Genomic DNA, 16910 nt, shown 5'->3' with positions numbered 1-16910 from the left:
CGTGGCAGAAAACCCGACCCGACGCACCACCCCGCGCCGCCATTTGGGATAGTATGAGCATGGACACATTTTTGAGGGGCGGCACGGCCGTACTCAGGCTGTTTGCCGCGCCGATTCCTTAGGCCAAGCGGCCCGCTATCCTGGCGGGGCGTCACAATGAAACACCCCCGAGGCAATTCAGTGCTCTGCGCGCTTGAAGCGCCAAGGCCACCCCCCTATATACGCCCAAGGCCCAGAGATGGGCGCATTCCAGTTGCAAGGAACCCGGCCCGCGCGGCCACGGGGCTGCTTCGCAAGGAGGGCTCTGACTTGGGTTTGCTGAAAGAGAGGCTCGTTAATGGCTAAAGTCATCGGTATTGATCTGGGCACCACCAATAGCTGCGTTGCAGTGATGGACGGTTCTTCCCCTAAGGTCATCGAAAACGCGGAAGGGGCACGCACGACCCCATCCATGGTTGCTTTCTCCAAGGACGGGGAACGTCTGGTTGGCCAGCCGGCCAAGCGCCAGGCCGTGACCAATCCGGAAGGCACGCTGTTTGCCGTCAAGCGCCTGATCGGGCGCCGTTACGACGACAAGGTCGTTGCCAAGGACAAGAACCTCGTTCCCTTCAAGATCGTGCCCGCCGACAATGGCGACGCATGGGTGGAAGCCTCGGGCGACAAGTACTCGCCCTCGCAGGTTTCGGCCATGATCCTGCAGAAGATGAAGGAAACCGCTGAGAGCTATCTCGGCGAGACCGTCACGCAGGCCGTCATCACGGTTCCGGCTTACTTCAACGACAGCCAGCGCCAGGCCACCAAGGACGCAGGCAAGATTGCCGGCCTTGAAGTGCTGCGCATCATCAACGAGCCAACCGCAGCGGCTCTCGCTTACGGCCTCGACAAGAAGAACACCGGCACCATCGCGGTCTATGACCTTGGCGGCGGTACCTTCGACGTGTCGATCCTGGAAATCGGCGACGGCGTGTTTGAAGTGAAGTCCACGAACGGCGACACGTTCCTGGGCGGCGAAGACTTTGACATGCGCCTGGTCGATTATCTGGCCGACGAGTTCAAAAAAGAGCAGGGCATCGACCTTCGCTCCGACAAGCTGGCGCTGCAGCGCCTGAAGGAAGCCGCTGAAAAGGCCAAGATCGAGCTTTCGAGCGCGACCCAGACCGAAATCAACCTGCCCTTCATCACCGCTGACGCATCGGGTCCAAAGCACCTGACGCTCAAGCTGACCCGCTCGAAGCTGGAAACTCTGGTCGATGACCTGATCCAGCGCACTTTGGACCCTTGCAAGCTCGCGCTCAAGGATGCCGGCGTCACCGCTGCCCAGATCGACGAAGTCGTGCTGGTTGGTGGCATGAGCCGCATGCCCAAGGTGCAGGAACTGGTCAAGCAGCTGTTCGGCAAGGATCCCCATAAGGGCGTGAACCCTGACGAAGTCGTGGCACTGGGCGCCGCCATTCAGGCCGGCGTGCTGCAGGGCGACGTCAAGGACGTGCTGCTGCTCGATGTGACCCCACTCTCGCTCGGCATCGAAACGCTGGGTGGCGTGTTCACCCGTCTGATCGATCGCAACACGACCATCCCGACCAAGAAGAGCCAGACCTTCTCGACCGCTGAAGACAGCCAGTCGGCAGTGACCATCCGCGTGTTCCAGGGCGAACGCGAAATGGCCGCCAACAACAAGCTGCTCGGCAATTTCGATCTCTCCGGCATTCCACCCGCACCACGCGGCGTGCCACAGATCGAAGTGACGTTCGACATCGACGCCAACGGCATCGTGAACGTGTCGGCCAAGGACAAGGGCACCGGCAAGGAGCAGCAGATCCGCATCCAGGCTTCGGGTGGTCTCAGCGACGCTGACATCGAAAAGATGGTCAAGGAAGCCGAGCAGAACGCCGATGCCGACAAGGCCAAGCGCGAAGCTGTGGAAGCCAAGAACCAGGGCGAAAGCCTGATCCACTCGACTGAAAAGTCGCTCAAGGAATATGGCGACAAGGTTTCGGCCGAGGACAAGACGGCCATTGAAGCTGCCATCACCGACCTCAAGGGCGTGATCGACGGTGACAATGCCGAAGTGATCAAGGAAAAGACCTCGGCGCTGGCCGAAGCCTCGATGAAACTTGGCGAAGCCATGTACAAGGCCAGCCAGGCAGAAGCCGAAGCCAAGGCCAATGGCACCGATGATGAGGACGAAGACGACGTCGTCGACGCTGACTTCGAAGAGGTCAAGGACGACGACAACGGTCAGAAGTCCGCCTAAGCTTTTCTGAATTGACGACCACAGGGGTCCGGCGCAAGCCGGGCCCTTTTTCGTTGCCGGCCCGCTTTGACCGGCAATCCGTTAGCAATGGCTATTGAGGCGGGGATGGCCTACTGTGCTTCATGAACATTCCAGACCCCCAAACCTTCACCGACCCTGAGAAACTGCGCAAGCTGATGGCCAATGCTGTCCGGCTCGGTTATCCCGACCTCGCTTTCGGCTGCCAGATGCGCATCGCCGAGCTGGCGGGCAATGCCCACAAAGACGCCGTCGAGCGCGCGTTTTTCACTGGCCTGACCGCTGTCGAAGAATTCCGCACCGCCGAAAAAGGCCGCACCACGCGACTGGTGACCGTGCGCTCCAAGCACAAGCGCGTTGGCGCGGTGCGTGTCCTGACCGACATGATGATGACAGCCGACCTCAGCGAAGGCTTTGAAAAGCTCGTCGAACACGGTCGCAGCGATCTGACCGCCGAAGCCATCGTGCTGCGCAATGAAGACGCGTTTACCGTCGACGCCGTCAACGCCGCGCGCAAGAAGCTGATGGACAACAACGTCGTGATGGCCGACGCACTGACTGAGTAAACTCGGTTAGGCCTGTTCTTCACCTCTCCCTTTGGGGGAGAGGTCGGCCCGCTTGGGCCGGGTGAGGGGGCCCTGTCGGAGCCAACCGAGCGTGGGCCCGCGCCATTCGGGCACAGCTCTCATGGCCTTCTCGCCTCAAAACGCTCCACCGGAGCGTTTTTGCCCTCTTGGGCACGGCTCGAAGTTTCACGTGAATCCTTGCGGCTCCGGGTCAAACCGGGGCCGTTTTGCTTGATGATCACACCATTGTTGCTGCCGCCGATCACCCTTGCTAAAGGAGGCATCAAATGGTTTGCCCCCTTGACCCGCAAGACCCCTTGCGAGATGGGCGGGCGATTGCCATCTAGGGGCAGGGCATTTTGTAATTGGCGCCGGCAATGGCGCGCCGTTTGGGCGCGACTGGTCGCACGCTTTATGTTTCGGAGACACGACACTTGGCCAAACGCGATTTCTACGAGGTGCTCGGCGTAGCCAAGGGCTCCGACGATGCAGCCCTAAAGAGCGCTTATCGCAAGCTCGCCATGCAGCATCACCCCGATCGCAATCCGGGCAATGCCGAATCCGAGGCGACCTTCAAGGAAATCAACGAAGCCTACGACACGCTCAAGGACGGCCAGAAGCGCGCCGCCTATGACCGGTTCGGCCACGCCGCGTTCGAAAATGGCGGTGGCGCCCGCGGTCCATCCGGCTTTGGCTCGGACTTCAACTCCTCGATGTCCGATATTTTCGACGACATCTTCGGCGATTTCATGGGCGGCGGTGGCCGTCGCGGCGGCGGTGGCAATGCGGCCAAGCTGCGTGGCGCCGATCTGCGCTATAATCTGGAAATCAGCCTCGAGGAAAGCTTTGAGGGCCGCACCGTCGAAATCGACGTGCCGACCCTTGTCGGCTGCGACACCTGCGATGGCTCGGGCGCCAAGCCGGGCACCGGCACCCACACCTGCCGCCAGTGCAATGGTCACGGCAAGGTGCGCGCGGCGCAGGGGTTCTTTACCATCGAACGCACCTGCCCCGTCTGCCAGGGCCGTGGCCAGATGATGGACCAGCCTTGCACCGATTGCGGTGGCCAGGGCCGCCGTCAGGAAAATCGCAAGCTCAGCGTCGATATCCCAAAGGGCATTGAGGACGGCACCCGCATTCGCCTCGCCAATGAGGGCGAAGCCGGCCTCCGCGGTGGCCCTCCGGGCGACCTCTATATTTTCATCTCCATCCGCCCGCACGATCTGTTCCAGCGCGATGGCGCCGACCTTTATGCGCGCGTGCCGATCGCCATGGCGACGGCGGCTCTGGGTGGTGAGTTTGAAGTGCCCACGCTCGACGCAGCCCGCGCCAAGGTCAAGGTTGCCGCTGGCACCCAGCCCGGCCAGCGCGTTCGCCTCAAGGGCAAGGGCATGCCGGTACTGCGCAGCAAGGATGTCGGCGATCTCTATGTCCAGCTCGACATCGAGACCCCGCAAAACCTCAGCCGCAAGCAGCGCGAACTCCTCGAAGAATTCCAGCGCCTCACCACCGAAGAAACCAACCCGACCTCGGACGGCTTCTTCGCCAAACTCAAGAAGATGTTTGAGGCGTGAGTTCAGATGGGTTGCAGGCAGAGGCTGCGCCTAGTCTGGGGAAAGCGGACAGCATTGAGATCGCGCTGACGTTCGACGACGGCTTCTGGGCGCCTTGCTATGCAACGATGCGCTCGGTGTGCCTCACCACGCACAATCCCCGGCAGATCAGGTTTCATCTTCTTCACCGGATGCTGACGCCAGAACACCGGGCAGCGCTTGAGAGCATCGGCACCGAGTATGGTGCGACGATGAACTTCATCGATATTGATGCACGCGCCTTGTTGGACGAGCGGATCGCCAGCCTGCCAAAAATCCGCATGCGACGGTTCAGCAAGGTTATCTACGCCCGACTGTTTCTGGCAGACCTGCTCGATAAAGACATCGAAAGAGTACTCTATCTCGATTGCGATGTGTTCGTGCGGGCAGCGCTCGACCCGCTGTTCTTCATGGACATGCAGGGTCATGCCATTGCTGCGGTCGTCCAGCCGGATCGGATCCACTGTGTCGCGGGCACCGATTTGCGCACGCGCAATGCGTTCTCGATGGCCGAGCCATATTTCAATTCAGGCGTCATGCTGATTGATATGGCCCAGTATCGTGAAATGGATTTCCTGCAGACCCTGTCCCAGGGGCTGCCGGAATCCGAACTGGCAATGTTCTACTACGACCAGGACATCATCAATTTCTGCTTCAAGCATCGTATCCTCGAACTTGAAAACACCTGGAACCTGCAGAATGCCGAACCGGCGCATGAGGTTCTGAACCCGACCATCGTGCACTACTCTGCCAATGACAAACCGTGGGTCGTGTGGTCACGCGTCGCCTTCAAGCGCACCTATCGGCATCTGATGACCAATGCCTATTTCTACCAATATCGCCGCGAGCGCATCCTGCGAAGCGTGAAGCGCTTGTTCCGCCTGGCCTGACTTGGCCGAGACCTCACCCCTGCACGTTGGCGGGGTCCATCCACATGATTTCCCAGATATGGCCGTCGAGGTCAGAAAAGGCTTTGCTCATCATAAAGCCATAGTCGTCGCCCGGGCGCGCTTCGGTGGCGCCGGCGGCAATGGCTTTGTCGAAGAGGTCGTTGACCGCATCGCGACTATCGCGTGACAGGGCAATCAGCACTTCGCTGGTGGTCTTGGCGTCGGCGATGGCCTTGGGGGTGAACTGACGGAATTTGTCGTGGGTCAGCAGCATGGCGAAGATGTTGCTGTCGATCACCATCGCCGCCGCGGTTTCGTCGGTGAATTGCGGGTTGAAGGCGAAGCCGAGCTTTTCAAAAAATGCCTTTGAGGCATCAAGATCGATAACCGGCAGATTGACGAAGATATTGGTGGCCATGCTGTATCTCCACACGTCTCGCTCAGGTGATGGCGCGAGTGTCAGATTGGCGCGGTCGGGAGTCAAGCCGCTTGCCAGCGCGCGGGGGCAACGGCACAGTCGGGTGACCCAGACTGAGGAAACTGCCCGATGACCAAAGCTCTCACCCTCTCCGGCTCGATCCGCAAAGGGTCCTATAATCGCGTGCTGCAGGCCCATATGGGGCGTCAGCTGGAACTGGCGGGTGTCGCGGTCACCGCGATTGACCTCAGTGATTTCGACATGCCCATCTTCAATGAAGACCTTGAGCCCGACCATATTCCCGAGGCGGCGGGACGGCTGGCCGAGCTGTTTCGCAGCCACGACATCGTCTTCATCGCCACGCCCGAATACAACGGCGGCGTCCCCCCGCTGGTGGTCAACACCGTCGCCTGGCTTAGTCGGCAAAAGCCCAGCCCATTCCGCCACGCCGTCTTTGGCATTGGGGGCGTCAGCTCGGGCAAATACGGCACCATCTGGTCGCTCAGCCACTTGCGCGAATCCCTCACCAAGATTGGCACCCTGGTTGTCCCGACGCTGCTCGGCATCGGCCCCGCCGAAACCGCGTTCGATGCGGCCGGGGCGCCCGTCGAACCCGCCATCACCGCAAAGGTGGGCCAGATGGTGCACGAGCTGACCCATTTCAGCCGGGGCTAAGATGCGCGCGCTCTATGTCACCCATCCGCAAGTGCGGGTTGATCCCAGCGTACCCGTGCCGCAATGGGGTCTGTCAGACGCCGGTCGGTCCCGCGCCGAGGCCTTCGCCCGGCGCGGCATCATCCCGAAGGGGGCCGTGATCCATTCCAGCGAAGAGACCAAGGCGGTTGAACTGGCCGAGTTTCTCGCCGCTGCGGCCGGAACGCGGATCATCACCGATTTGGCCATGGGCGAGAACGATCGCAGCGCCACCGGCTTTCTGCCACCTGACCTGTTTGAGGCGACGGCCGACCGGTTCTTCGCGGACCCCAATGCCAGCATTGACGGCTGGGAGCGGGCCATCGATGCACAAATCCGGATCGTCAATGCGGTGGTAACAGCGCTCGCCTCCGCCCCGACAAACACGCCCATGGTCTTTTGCGGCCACGGCGCCGTCGGTACGCTGCTCAAATGCCATGTTGCAGGGCGCTCCATTTCACGCGCCGAAGACCAAAACCGCGGCGGCCATAAAGGCGGCGGCAATTACTTTAGCTTCGATCTCGACGCCATGCGGCTGGGCAGCGAATGGACTGCGATGGAAGATTTCGCGCCGGGCTGGTTCGGCTAGGATGTTCCAGCAGGTTGCGGTGTGCCGGGAATTGCTCTAGTCCCAACCAAACATTCGACATTGGAGGCAAACTCATGACTGGCCAATTGATCGTGGGCCTTGACGTTTCGTCACGCGCCCGCGCGGAAGAGATCGTTGCGGCCCTGGGCGACGCTGTCGATTTCTACAAGATCGGCTATCAGTGCTTTTATGGCGCTGACGGCTATGCGCTGGGCAAGGCGCTGATCGCGGCAGGCAAGAAGGTGTTCTTCGACCTCAAGCTGCTCGACATCGACAACACGGTCGAAAAGGGCGTTGCGGCCTTTGCCGAAACCGGCGCCGCTATGCTGACGGTTCATGCCTATCCCAAAACCATGCGCGCCGCCGCCAAGGCCGCTGCCGGGTCGGGCCTGTGCGTGCTCGGCGTCACCGTCCTCACCTCGATGGATGATGCCGACGTCAAGGAGGCTGGCTACGAGCGCGACGCGGCGGGCCTTGTGGCGCTGCGGGCGCAGCAGGCGCGCGACGCGGGCATTGGCGGCATTGTCAGCTCGCCTCACGAAGCCGAAATGGTGCGCACCATCATTGGGCCCAAAATGGCCATCGTTACCCCCGGCATTCGCCCGGCGGGCAGCGCGGCAGGCGACCAGAAGCGCATCATGGGACCAGCCGAAGCGCTGGCCGCAGGCGCAACCCATCTGGTTGTCGCCCGTCCCATCATCGAGGCAGCCGATCCGGCTGCCGCAGCCCGCGCCATTCTGGCCGAAATGAACAGCGGCACGAGGTTCGCATGATGCGCTATTCCGCCTGTGTCGACATGCTGTTCACCGGCGAAAGCGCCGACGTGGCCCAGCGCATCCGTCTCGCCAAGGCGGCGGGCATGGATGCGGTGGAATTCTGGCTGTGGTCCAACAAGGATCTCGATGCCATCGAAGACGCGCTGGGCGAAACGGGCCTGCCACTGGCCGGCATTGTCGCCGAACCCTTCGCCGAGCTGACCCGCACCAGCGATCACCAGCGCTTTCTCGATGGCCTCGAAAAAAGCCTTGTCGTCGCGCAGCGCCTTGGCACCAGGGTGATGATCGCCCAGGCGGGCCCGGACCTAGCTGGTATCGAGCGCAACCAGCAGCATGATGCGCTGGTCGAAGCCATGGCCCGCTCGGCCGAGGTGCTCAAGGGATCAGGCGTGGTCCTCGCGCTCGAGCCGCTCAATACCCTGGTCGATCACGTCGGCTATTACCTGCCCTCGACCACCGAAGGCCTCGACATCGTCGACGCGGTCAACCGGCCGGAGATCAAAATCCTCTACGATCTCTACCATTCCATGGTGATGGGCGAAGACACCGCCACCGTGCTGGCCGGACGCGTTGACCGCGTGGCCCATATCCACGTTGCCGACCATGTCGGCCGCAACCAGCCCGGCACCGGCAAGCTGCCGCTCAAGGCAAGTCTCGATTGCCTCTTCGCCAATGGTTACAATGGTTTCGTCGGGCTGGAGTTCAAGCCGATTGGCGGCACGGCTGCGGCACTGGATGAGACCGTGCGGATCCTCGGACGGTAAGTTACCCCTGACACCCCCGGGTCACCCCGGCCTTGAGCCGGGGTCCATCTCGATATCTCGCCACATCCGCAAAGTGGTTCAATGGGCCATCTCAGGATGGATCCCGGCTCAAGGCCGCATGATACCGACAGGGCCAAGCGGGACTGTGGACGACGCCAAACGGCGATAGAATTCCTCCCCCTATCAGGGGGAGGCAAGGTGGGGGTATCCCCTAAAACCTACCCAACCAGCCCATGTTCCTGCGCCAGTGTCGTCAGTTCGACATGGGGGCGGGCGCCGATGTGGCTGATGATTTCCGATGCCGCCAGGCACCCGGTCTTGAGTGCTGACTCCAGCGTCTGGCCGCGCGCCATGCCGAGCAGGAAGCCCGAGGCGAACAGATCGCCGGCGCCGGTGGCGTCGACCACGCGGTCGATCGGAAAGGCGGGGACCGAAGTAATCTCGCCGTTATAGATCGCCATGGCGCCATCTGCGCCCATGGTGATGGCGGCCAGTTCGGCGTCCTTGGCGATTTCGCGCACCGCCTCGCCGAGATCGTCGGTCTGGTAGAGCGATTTCAGCTCATGCACATTGGCAAACACGTAGTCGATCGTCTTGGAGCGGATCAGGTCGAGGAATTCGGCGCGGTAGCGATCAACGCAGAACGGATCGCTGAGGGTGAAGGCGGCGGCACGTTCGTTCTTGTGGGCATAGTGGGCGGCCAGAACGAAGGCCTTCTTGGCCTCGACCGGGTCCCACAAAAAGCCTTCCATATAGGTGATGCCAGCGCCGCCGATTTCGTCGGGATCAATGTCCCGCTCGGTCAGCTGGTGGCAGGCACCCAGATAGGTGTTCATGGTGCGCTCGCCATCGTCGCTGACAAAGATCATGCAGCGGGCGGTCAACGCGCCTTCCTTGAGACGGCTGGTGGAGTAGTGCACGCCAAGCGCGTCGAGATCGCTGGCAAAGACATCGCCCAACGCATCATCGGCCACCTTGCCGATGAACGCCGCGCGGCCACCCAGCGACGCGACACCGGCGGCGGTATTGCCGGCGCTGCCACCCGAGATCTGCTGACGGCTCAGCGGCATCTTGCCATAGAGATGTTCGGCGCGTGCGCCGTCGATCAGGTGCATGATGCCCTTGCTCATGCCCTCGGCTTCAATAAAGCCTGGCTCGACCGGCGCGATGATATCGACAATGGCATTGCCGATGGTGAGGACGTCAAAGCGGGTCTGGGTCATGAACGGGGTCCGGAGGGAGGAAACCGTGAGCCGGTTTAGAGGATCGCGCCTCCCCGCGCAACGCCGCAGCTAGAGATGCCCAATGACTTCGGCGATCAGCGCCTCGGTATCCTCGCCCGCGCGGATGGCAATCTGCCCGTCGAGTAGCAGCACGGCCAGCCCGTGCACGCGTGCCCAGGCGGCCAAGGCGGCGATCCGCCCGGCCTGAACGTCACCACCGCTGACATGGCGTAAGGTGTCGAAGGCAGCGTCAGCCGCCATGCGCAGGCCCGGGCGCCCCTCGCGCTTGAGTTCGGCTGAGAACATCAGCCGGAACAGGTTGGCGTTTTCCAGCGCGAACAGCACATAGGTCTTGCCCATCAGCATCATCTTGTCGGGCACGGGGCTGGCCGCAACATCTTCCATGGCGGCGGTGAAGCGCTGAAAGCCCGTTACCGCAAGAGCTTCGAGCAGGGCCGCGCGGCTATCGAAGTGGCGATAGGGCGCGGCCGGCGACACGCCAACCGCCCGTGCGATATCGCGCAGCCCCAGGCCCGCTTCCCCGTCGCGTTGCAAAATGATCAGCGCCGCCTCCAGCAAAGCCTGCCGCAGATTGCCATGGTGATAGGGAGAATTGAGTGATGTTGACATTGATAACTTTGCGCTGAATATATGTGATCGCTGATAACATAGAGCGTTGAGGGCTCCAAATGGATATCGATCTGCTGCTCGCCATTGCCCACCATCTTGCGGTGTTCACCCTTGTGGCGATCTTTGCTGCCGAATTCGCGCTGGTGCGTCCGGGGCTGGGCGGAGCGCGCCTGCGCCAGCTGGCCAACATCGATGCCGTCTATGGCGCCATGGCCGGGATCGTCATTGTGGTTGGCATCGTGCGCGTCATCTTTGGCGCCAGCGGTTGGGAGTATTACGTCGGCAATATGATGTTCTGGGCCAAGATGGCGGCCATTCTCGTGGTCGGCTTGCTCAGCATCATGCCCACGCTCGCCTTTCGCCTCTGGCACAAGGCGCAGGCAACTGATGCGGCCTATGAGCCACCGCTGGCCGATATCAAGCGCCAGCGCCGCTTCATTCATGCGCAGGCCGGCGTGTTTTTGTTGATCCCCATTTTTGCCGCTGCCATGGCCCGCGGTTACGGCGGCTGATCACTTGCCGCGGGGCAGGGGCGATTTGGGCTCGTAGTGGCACCATTCTGCAATGATGCAGCGCCAGCATTCGGGCGTGCGGGCCTTGCAGATATAGCGGCCATGCAGGATCAGCCAGTGATGCGCATGGAGCATATATTCGGCTGGCACCATCTTTTCGAGCTTCTGCTCCACCGCCAGTGGCGTCTTGCCGATGGCCATGCCGGTGCGATTGCCGACGCGGAACAAATGGGTATCGACCGCGATGGTGGGCTGCTTGAAATAGATGTTGAGCACCACATTGGCGGTCTTACGGCCCACGCCGGGCAGGGCCTCCAGCGAGTCCCGATCATCGGGGACTTCCCCGCCATGCAGGTCGATCAGCATCTGGCTGAGCGCATAGACATTCTTGGCCTTGGTGCGGAACAGCCCGATGGTCTTGACCAGCTCCTCGATCCGCTCCTGACCCAGCGCCACCATCGAAGCCGGATCGGGCGCCAGTTCGAACAGGCGCTTGGTCGCCTTGTTGACGCCAACGTCGGTGGCCTGCGCCGACAGCACCACGGCAACCAGCAGGGTATAGGCATTGATGTAATCGAGCTCGCCCGTCGGCTCGGGGTCCATCTGGTGGAAGCGGTCGAAAATCGCCTGCGCCTCGGCCTTGGTCAGGCTCTTCACTTTTTTGCTCGCGGCCATTCTCTCGCCCCTGATTCTGCGCCTATAGTTATCTCGAAGAGTCACGATGCCAATGCAAGCCACAACCACAACGCCGCTGTTTGCGGCGGAACTGACCCCCAATCGCTCGCTGTCACGGCGCAGCGCGAACCTGCTTGTCGTGCTCACGGTATTGCTGACGACGCTGGCAAGCATGATGCTGTTGGAGACCGGGATCTGGTTCATCCTGGGGGCCATGGCGCTCGACCTTGTGGCGATCGGCGTGGTGCTGTTCTCCGCGCTGCGCCGAAGCCGCCAGCGCGAACTGGTGACGCTGTGGACCGACGGGCTTGAAGTGCTGGTGACCGACGGGGCGGGGGAAAAGACCTTGCGCCGCTTTGATCCCAAATCGGTACGCCTGCTGCTCGAGCGCGACAGCAACGAAAAGACCACCGCCATTCACCTGCGCGCCGAGGCCGAGCAGGTCGAGATCGCGTCGTTCCTCAGCCTTGATGATCGCTCGACCTTTGCCCGCGCCTTTGGCACGGCGCTGCGCAAGGCCCGCGCCTAAGCGGTTAAAACCGGGTCGCGGCGCCGCGCCTGACGCCCTAAATATGGCTATCTGCAAACACGCGACGGGTGCTCCGATGAACCAGATGATGCCAACGACCCCGGCGACGGATTACGACACGATTCGTGCGGCAATCCGCTACCTCAGCGAGAACGGCCCGGACGTGGCGGACCTGCCCGGTTTTGCGCGCGCCCTTGGCCTCACCGAACGTCAGCTGACCGATCTGTTCCGGCGCTGGTGCGGCCTGAGTCCGAAAAGCTTTGCCCAGGCCGTGGCGCTCGATCATGCCAAGTTCCTGCTGCGCAACAAGGAGAGCGTGCTCGACACCACTTATGAGGTGGGCCTGAGTTCGACCTCGCGGCTGCATGATCTGTTCGTCAACTATGAGGCCATGCCCCCCGGGATTTTCCGCGCCGGTGGGGAAGGGCTCGACATGATCTGGGGCGCCGCGCCCTCGCCGTTCGGCATGGCCGTGGTCACCGCCACCGAATATGGCATGTCCGGCCTTGGCTTTGCCGATGCGGAAACCAGTATTGAACAGGCCTTCGAGGACCTCGCCAATCGCTGGCCCAATGCCCGCTTCACCCGCGACGACGCCCGCGTTGCTCCGATGATCGCGCAAGCCTTCGATCCCGAGAAATGGTCAGCCGACCGCCCGGTGCGCGTCGTGCTGATCGGCACGGACTTCGAGGTCAAGGTCTGGGAGACGCTGCTCAAGATTCCGGTGGGGCAGGCAACAACCTATCAGAAGGTGGCCAACCATATCGGCCGCCCCACCGCGCAGCGGGCGGTGGGTGCCGCCGTGGGCAAAAACCCGATCAGCTTCGTCGTCCCCTGCCACCGCGTCGTCGGCACCTCGGGTGCGCTGACCGGCTACCACTGGGGCGTGCCGCGTAAACGGGCAATCCTCGGTTGGGAAGCCGGGGTTATCTCGGCGGCGCATTAAGCCGCCTCTCCCTAGCTCCTGAGGGGAGAGGGAACCGTCCGGCGCTTCAGCGGCGCCAAGCCACCCGGCAAAGTTTCACGTGAATCCGCACAAGGCTGGAACAATCACTCTGCCCATGGCTTAGTACCCCGTAAGTCATTGGGGGAGCGTCCATGCCGGTCACTACGCGTTCGATCATCATCGGGATTTTCCTGGTCGCCGGGCTGATTCTGGCCTGGCACCTGTCGCATATCCTGCTGGTCATCTTTGCCGGCATTCTGATTGCCTGCGTGCTCGACGCGGCCGTGCGTGGCCTGGGGCGCATCCTGCCAGCGCCGCGCCCGGTCCTGCTGACGCTGGTCAGCCTGGCCATTCTCATCGCCATCGGTATCGCTTTGTCATTTGGCGGGTTCGGGCTGTGGCGGAGCCTGCAGGATTTGTGGCGCGTGCTGATCGCCGAGGCGACGCGACTTTACAATCAGCTGGTCGATATGGAGCTGGTCAACGAGGTCAACCGCAGCGACTTCGAAGCCATGCTGCGCAATATGCTGCCTGATCCGGGTGGCCTGCTCAATCAGGCCGGCTCGATCTTTGGCAGCACCATCGGCGTGATTGGCGATGTGGTGATTATCGTCTTTCTCGGGCTGTTCTTCGCCATCAACCCCGTCGGCTATCGCGATGGCTTCCTGCTACTGGTGCCGACGGCGCAGCGCCCGCGTATTCTCAATGCCCTCAGCGCATCGGGCGAAGCCCTGCGCGGCTGGATCGTCACCCAGCTCGCCATGATGGTGCTGATCGGTACGCTTGTCGGCCTGCTGCTCTGGGCGCTGGGCGTGCCCAATGCCTTCGTGCTGGCGCTGCTGGCCGGCGCCCTCAACTTCATTCCGTTCCTGGGCCCGATCTTTTCGGCCGTGCCGGTGCTGCTAACCCTGGCCGCCCAGGACACCCAGGTGCTGCTGCTCGGCGCCATCGGGCTCTTCCTGATCCAGAATCTGGAGGGCTATATCCTCACCCCCATGCTGCAGCAGCGCATCATCAAGTTGTCGCCAGCCTGGTCGCTCAGTGTCATGGCGGTATTGGGGAGCCTGTTCGGATTGATGGGCGTCGCGCTGGCGACACCCATTTTCGCTGTTATCCGCACCATGGTGCTCAAGCTCTATGTCGAGCCGAGAGACGAAAAACCGGTCCTGTTGGGACCGGTCGAGGGTCAGAGTTCGACGCGTTCCACCAGTGCGCCGTCAGCCCCGATCTTGTAGATGGTGGGCTCGCCCGTGCCGATTTCGCGCTTGAGGATTTCGTCCGGGGTCAGCCCCTCGATGGCCATCACCAGCGCGCGCAGCGAGTTGCCGTGGGCGGCAATCAGCACGGTCTTGCCGGCCTTGAGCTGTGGCACGATCTCGGCGTCGTAATAGGGCAGGGTGCGCGCTGCGGTATCCTTGAGGCTCTCGCCGCCTGGAGGGGGAACGTCGAACGAGCGGCGCCAGACCAACACCTGCTCCTCACCCCACTTATCGCGCGCGTCGTCCTTGTTGAGACCCGAGAGATCGCCATAGTCGCGTTCGTTCAGCGCGATGTTGCGGGTGATGGTGACATTGAGAATGTCCATCTCTTCGAGCATCAGATCGAGCGTGTGCTGGGCGCGGCGCAGGGCCGAGGTGTAATAGAGATCTGGGACGATGCCATGGGCCTTGAGCGCCTTGCCGGTGGCCCGCGCCTCGGTCTGACCGAGTTCGGTCAGGTCCGGATTGCGCCAGCCGGTGAAAAGATTCTTCAGGTTCCATTCGCTCTGGCCGTGGCGCACGAGGATCAGGGTGCCGGTCATTGTCAGTCTCCGAGATTGAATTGGCTGCCGACGCCCATGGCCTCGGCGATGAGAGAAAAATCCGCCGCGCCGACCTTGAACAGCGATTTGCGGAAATGCATGCCCCAATGGCTGGGGTCGGTGACGAATTTGAACTGGGGCAGTAACAGGTAGATGTCAGCTTCCTGTGCCTCGAGATAATGCGCCCGGCGCTGCCAGGCGTCCTCAATCCCCATGATCGCCGAAGGCTCAGGTTCGCCCTCTGCAATGGTGCCGATGGCGACAAAGCGCCGGACTGTGTCCTTGCCACCCAGCGTTTCGGCGGGCGCGTAATAGGCAAACCAGTCGCCCGGCGCGAGCTGCTTGACGGCGGAATGTTTGCCATGCGCGAACATCACAAAGCCACCCGCCTTGCCGCCCATCACATGGGCGCGTGCCGCAACGCCGATCCAGCAGTTCGGCGTTGCCATGGTGCTAGAGCCCCAACACGTCGGTCATAGCGTAAAGCCCCGCCGGCTGGCTCGCCGCCCACAGCGCGGCGCGTGCTGCGCCATTGGCATAGATGGTGCGGTCCTGCGCCCGGTGAGTCAGCTCGATGCGCTCGGACTGACCGGCCAGAATAACCATGTGATCGCCGATGACATTGCCGCCGCGCAGGGTGGCAAAGCCGATCGTGCCGGCTTGACGCGGGCCGGTATGACCGTCGCGGACGCGCACCGAATTGTCCTTGAGCGCAATATCGCGCCCCTTGGCGGCAGCTTCACCCAACAAAAGGGCGGTGCCCGACGGCGCGTCGACCTTCTTGTTGTGGTGCATTTCGAGGATTTCGATGTCGTAATCGGCCAGAGCCACCGCGGCCTTTTCGACAAGATTGGCCAGCACCACCATGCCCATCGAGAAGTTGCCCGACTTGACGATGCGCGCGCCCGACCTGCCAGCTGCAGCAATCGCCGCGTCATCGGCTTCCGAGCACCCCGTGGTGCCGATGATATGGACGAGGCCCAGCGAGGCTGCCTTCTGCGCCAGCGCGACGCTGGCCGCAGGTGCGGTAAAATCAATGATGGCATCGGCGCCCATTAGGGCCGCGTCCATGTCATCGGTGATCAGAACGCCAAGCGCTTCGATCCCGGCAAACAGGCCCGCATCCTGCCCGATGGCCGGGGTGCCTGCGCGATCGACGGCGGCGTGGAGTGTCAGGTTGCGCGCATTGGCTACCGCGCCATGCAGCGCCAGACCCGAAAGCGCCACCACGGCCCGAATATTGGCCGCCCCCATGCGCCCACCAGCGCCCGCTACCACGACCTTGAGATCTGCCATCCATCCGTCTCCAAAACTCAGGTCCGGCTATAACAGCGCCATGACAAAACGCCAACAGCCGTGCCCCATTGGTGCCACCATGCTAGGATGCAAACTGGTTTGAACAAAAGGACCAATGATTTGACCATCACCAATGCGCTGGCCGGCATAGCTGTAGACAATCTTGCGGATGCGCTCGATTTCTACGAGCGCCTGTTCGGTCGCCCCGCGGACGCAAGACCGATGGGGGAGGTGGCCGAATGGAAGCTGCCCGGCGGCGGCTGGGTCCACATCGCCACCGACGCCGACCGCGCCGGCGCCTCGCTGGTCACGCTGATCGTCGATGACCTGTCAGAAGAGCTGGGCCGCCTCAGCCTCCAGGGCCTGATGCCGGTCGCCAAATCGATGGGCGATTTCTTCAAAACCGCCAAATTCCGCGACCCCGACGGCAACCAGATCATCTTCAGCCAACCGCAGCATGGCACGTATTAGGCCCTTTGCCCTTGGGGACACGGACGCTCCCCCATCGTCATCACCCGGCTCGTCCGGGTGATCCACGCCGCTACGCCCGGTGAGCGATGGATTGCCCGGACAAGCCGGGCAATGACGATGACTTGGAAACTTACGCCCACGGCCCTTTCCCTCCCCCTTGTGGGGAGGGAAGCGAGATAGGACTTAGCCTGCTAAGTCCGTCCATCGAGCAGGGTGGGGGTATCCCGCCGCGAACTCATCGCCCTTGGCCGCCCCCCACCCTTGATC

At 62.3% G+C, this 16910-nt stretch carries 20 protein-coding genes; 13 read left to right on the top strand and 7 right to left on the bottom strand.

The genetic code is table 11. The features are described 5' to 3' along the window. The first annotated feature begins 337 nt into the window (after nucleotides 1-337). The 4 genes from dnaK to WH87_RS08420 all read left to right on the top strand — a co-directional run bounded on the left by dnaK (nucleotide 338) and on the right by WH87_RS08420 (nucleotide 5320). Nucleotides 338-2254, top strand: coding sequence for a molecular chaperone DnaK (gene dnaK, locus WH87_RS08435; protein WP_046139516.1), 1917 nt, complete (start codon nucleotides 338-340; stop codon nucleotides 2252-2254). Between the two features lie 122 nt (nucleotides 2255-2376). Next, nucleotides 2377-2838: a hypothetical protein gene (locus WH87_RS08430; protein WP_046139517.1), complete on the top strand. Its 462-nt coding sequence runs from the start codon at nucleotides 2377-2379 to the stop codon at nucleotides 2836-2838. Between the two features lie 434 nt (nucleotides 2839-3272). After that, entirely contained in the window at nucleotides 3273-4412 is a 1140-nt protein-coding gene (gene dnaJ, locus WH87_RS08425; RefSeq protein WP_046139856.1) for a molecular chaperone DnaJ, read from the top strand. Further along, nucleotides 4409-5320 (top strand): glycosyltransferase family 8 protein, encoded by a 912-nt coding sequence (locus tag WH87_RS08420; protein WP_082092577.1) that lies wholly within the window; start codon nucleotides 4409-4411, stop codon nucleotides 5318-5320. Before dnaJ ends, WH87_RS08420 begins: the two co-directional genes overlap by 4 nt. Before the next feature lie 13 nt (nucleotides 5321-5333). On the opposite strand, the gene WH87_RS08415 is transcribed toward WH87_RS08420, so the two are convergent. Beyond that, complete coding sequence (locus tag WH87_RS08415) at nucleotides 5334-5738, bottom strand: VOC family protein (RefSeq protein ID WP_046139519.1); 405 nt, start codon at nucleotides 5736-5738, stop codon at nucleotides 5334-5336. 129 nt (nucleotides 5739-5867) lie between these two features. Here WH87_RS08415 and WH87_RS08410 point away from each other — a divergent pair, with 129 nt between their 5' ends. The 4 genes from WH87_RS08410 to WH87_RS08395 all read left to right on the top strand — a co-directional run bounded on the left by WH87_RS08410 (nucleotide 5868) and on the right by WH87_RS08395 (nucleotide 8560). Next, nucleotides 5868-6413, top strand: a complete 546-nt coding sequence (locus WH87_RS08410) for an NADPH-dependent FMN reductase (RefSeq protein WP_046139520.1) — start codon at nucleotides 5868-5870, stop codon at nucleotides 6411-6413. Between the two features lies 1 nt (nucleotide 6414). Beyond that, complete coding sequence (locus WH87_RS08405; RefSeq protein ID WP_046139521.1) at nucleotides 6415-7020, top strand: histidine phosphatase family protein; 606 nt, start codon at nucleotides 6415-6417, stop codon at nucleotides 7018-7020. Nucleotides 7021-7094: 74 nt separating this feature from the next. Then, nucleotides 7095-7793 carry an orotidine-5'-phosphate decarboxylase gene (gene pyrF, locus WH87_RS08400; protein ID WP_046139522.1) on the top strand — a complete coding sequence of 233 codons (699 nt, stop codon included), beginning with the start codon at nucleotides 7095-7097 and terminating at the stop codon, nucleotides 7791-7793. Continuing rightward, nucleotides 7790-8560 (top strand): TIM barrel protein, encoded by a 771-nt coding sequence (locus tag WH87_RS08395; protein ID WP_046139523.1) that lies wholly within the window; start codon nucleotides 7790-7792, stop codon nucleotides 8558-8560. The genes pyrF and WH87_RS08395 overlap by 4 nt, the downstream gene beginning before the upstream one ends. Nucleotides 8561-8778: 218 nt before the next feature. Here WH87_RS08395 and WH87_RS08390 read toward each other — a convergent pair whose 3' ends face one another. Then, on the bottom strand, nucleotides 8779-9783 hold the full coding sequence (locus WH87_RS08390) for an adenosine kinase (protein WP_046139524.1): 1005 nt from the start codon (nucleotides 9781-9783) through the stop codon (nucleotides 8779-8781). A gap of 69 nt (nucleotides 9784-9852) precedes the next feature. Continuing rightward, nucleotides 9853-10413, bottom strand: coding sequence for a TetR/AcrR family transcriptional regulator (locus tag WH87_RS08385; RefSeq protein WP_046139525.1), 561 nt, complete (start codon nucleotides 10411-10413; stop codon nucleotides 9853-9855). Between the two features lie 59 nt (nucleotides 10414-10472). Between WH87_RS08385 and WH87_RS08380 the strand changes: the two genes are divergently transcribed. Further along, nucleotides 10473-10925, top strand: coding sequence for a DUF2214 family protein (locus WH87_RS08380; protein ID WP_046139526.1), 453 nt, complete (start codon nucleotides 10473-10475; stop codon nucleotides 10923-10925). Here the strand turns inward: WH87_RS08380 and nth are convergent, their stop codons facing one another. Next, nucleotides 10926-11600, bottom strand: coding sequence for an endonuclease III (gene nth / locus WH87_RS08375; RefSeq protein ID WP_046139527.1), 675 nt, complete (start codon nucleotides 11598-11600; stop codon nucleotides 10926-10928). A 46-nt stretch (nucleotides 11601-11646) separates the two neighbouring features. Between nth and WH87_RS08370 the strand changes: the two genes are divergently transcribed. The 3 genes from WH87_RS08370 (at nucleotide 11647) to WH87_RS08360 (ending at nucleotide 14310) form a co-directional block, all read left to right on the top strand. Then, entirely contained in the window at nucleotides 11647-12129 is a 483-nt protein-coding gene (locus WH87_RS08370; RefSeq protein WP_082092576.1) for a DUF2244 domain-containing protein, read from the top strand. 76 nt (nucleotides 12130-12205) lie between these two features. Further along, nucleotides 12206-13075, top strand: a complete 870-nt coding sequence (locus WH87_RS08365) for a methylated-DNA--[protein]-cysteine S-methyltransferase (protein WP_046139529.1) — start codon at nucleotides 12206-12208, stop codon at nucleotides 13073-13075. A 152-nt stretch (nucleotides 13076-13227) separates the two neighbouring features. After that, nucleotides 13228-14310: an AI-2E family transporter gene (locus tag WH87_RS08360; RefSeq protein ID WP_046139530.1), complete on the top strand. Its 1083-nt coding sequence runs from the start codon at nucleotides 13228-13230 to the stop codon at nucleotides 14308-14310. Here WH87_RS08360 and WH87_RS08355 read toward each other — a convergent pair. The 3 genes from WH87_RS08355 to dapB are packed head-to-tail and all read right to left on the bottom strand — an operon-like array spanning nucleotide 14262 to nucleotide 16172. Next, nucleotides 14262-14876 carry a 2,3-bisphosphoglycerate-dependent phosphoglycerate mutase gene (locus WH87_RS08355; protein WP_046139531.1) on the bottom strand — a complete coding sequence of 205 codons (615 nt, stop codon included), beginning with the start codon at nucleotides 14874-14876 and terminating at the stop codon, nucleotides 14262-14264. The two genes, WH87_RS08360 and WH87_RS08355, sit on opposite strands and share 49 nt — an antisense overlap. A 2-nt stretch (nucleotides 14877-14878) precedes the next feature. Next, on the bottom strand, nucleotides 14879-15325 hold the full coding sequence (locus WH87_RS08350) for an EVE domain-containing protein (protein ID WP_046139532.1): 447 nt from the start codon (nucleotides 15323-15325) through the stop codon (nucleotides 14879-14881). Nucleotides 15326-15329: 4 nt separating this feature from the next. Continuing rightward, nucleotides 15330-16172 (bottom strand): 4-hydroxy-tetrahydrodipicolinate reductase, encoded by an 843-nt coding sequence (gene dapB / locus WH87_RS08345; RefSeq protein ID WP_046139533.1) that lies wholly within the window; start codon nucleotides 16170-16172, stop codon nucleotides 15330-15332. 120 nt (nucleotides 16173-16292) lie between these two features. On the opposite strand from dapB, the gene WH87_RS08340 reads away from it, so the two are divergent. Further along, the gene (locus WH87_RS08340) at nucleotides 16293-16643 is read left to right on the top strand and encodes a VOC family protein (protein ID WP_156458164.1); all 351 of its coding nucleotides are present in this window, start codon (nucleotides 16293-16295) and stop codon (nucleotides 16641-16643) included. Nucleotides 16644-16910 lie beyond the last annotated feature (267 nt).

Origin of the sequence: Devosia epidermidihirudinis (assembly GCF_000971295.1) — a bacterium.
GTDB classification, from domain to species: domain Bacteria; phylum Pseudomonadota; class Alphaproteobacteria; order Rhizobiales; family Devosiaceae; genus Devosia; species Devosia epidermidihirudinis.
This window is presented reverse-complemented; position numbering and strand designations above follow the sequence as displayed.

Coding starts and splice junctions, on each gene's coding strand:
- WH87_RS08365 (WP_046139529.1), top strand. CDS start 12,206: ATGAACCAGATGATGCCAACGACCCCGGCGACGGATTACGACACGATT.
- WH87_RS08395 (WP_046139523.1), top strand. CDS start 7,790: ATGATGCGCTATTCCGCCTGTGTCGACATGCTGTTCACCGGCGAAAGC.
- WH87_RS08370 (WP_082092576.1), top strand. CDS start 11,647: ATGCCAATGCAAGCCACAACCACAACGCCGCTGTTTGCGGCGGAACTG.
- WH87_RS08430 (WP_046139517.1), top strand. CDS start 2,377: ATGAACATTCCAGACCCCCAAACCTTCACCGACCCTGAGAAACTGCGC.
- nth (WP_046139527.1), bottom strand. CDS start 11,600: ATGGCCGCGAGCAAAAAAGTGAAGAGCCTGACCAAGGCCGAGGCGCAG.
- WH87_RS08350 (WP_046139532.1), bottom strand. CDS start 15,325: ATGGCAACGCCGAACTGCTGGATCGGCGTTGCGGCACGCGCCCATGTG.
- dnaK (WP_046139516.1), top strand. CDS start 338: ATGGCTAAAGTCATCGGTATTGATCTGGGCACCACCAATAGCTGCGTT.
- WH87_RS08390 (WP_046139524.1), bottom strand. CDS start 9,783: ATGACCCAGACCCGCTTTGACGTCCTCACCATCGGCAATGCCATTGTC.
- WH87_RS08385 (WP_046139525.1), bottom strand. CDS start 10,413: ATGTCAACATCACTCAATTCTCCCTATCACCATGGCAATCTGCGGCAG.
- WH87_RS08410 (WP_046139520.1), top strand. CDS start 5,868: ATGACCAAAGCTCTCACCCTCTCCGGCTCGATCCGCAAAGGGTCCTAT.
- WH87_RS08360 (WP_046139530.1), top strand. CDS start 13,228: ATGCCGGTCACTACGCGTTCGATCATCATCGGGATTTTCCTGGTCGCC.
- WH87_RS08355 (WP_046139531.1), bottom strand. CDS start 14,876: ATGACCGGCACCCTGATCCTCGTGCGCCACGGCCAGAGCGAATGGAAC.
- WH87_RS08405 (WP_046139521.1), top strand. CDS start 6,415: ATGCGCGCGCTCTATGTCACCCATCCGCAAGTGCGGGTTGATCCCAGC.
- dapB (WP_046139533.1), bottom strand. CDS start 16,172: ATGGCAGATCTCAAGGTCGTGGTAGCGGGCGCTGGTGGGCGCATGGGG.
- pyrF (WP_046139522.1), top strand. CDS start 7,095: ATGACTGGCCAATTGATCGTGGGCCTTGACGTTTCGTCACGCGCCCGC.
- WH87_RS08415 (WP_046139519.1), bottom strand. CDS start 5,738: ATGGCCACCAATATCTTCGTCAATCTGCCGGTTATCGATCTTGATGCC.
- WH87_RS08380 (WP_046139526.1), top strand. CDS start 10,473: ATGGATATCGATCTGCTGCTCGCCATTGCCCACCATCTTGCGGTGTTC.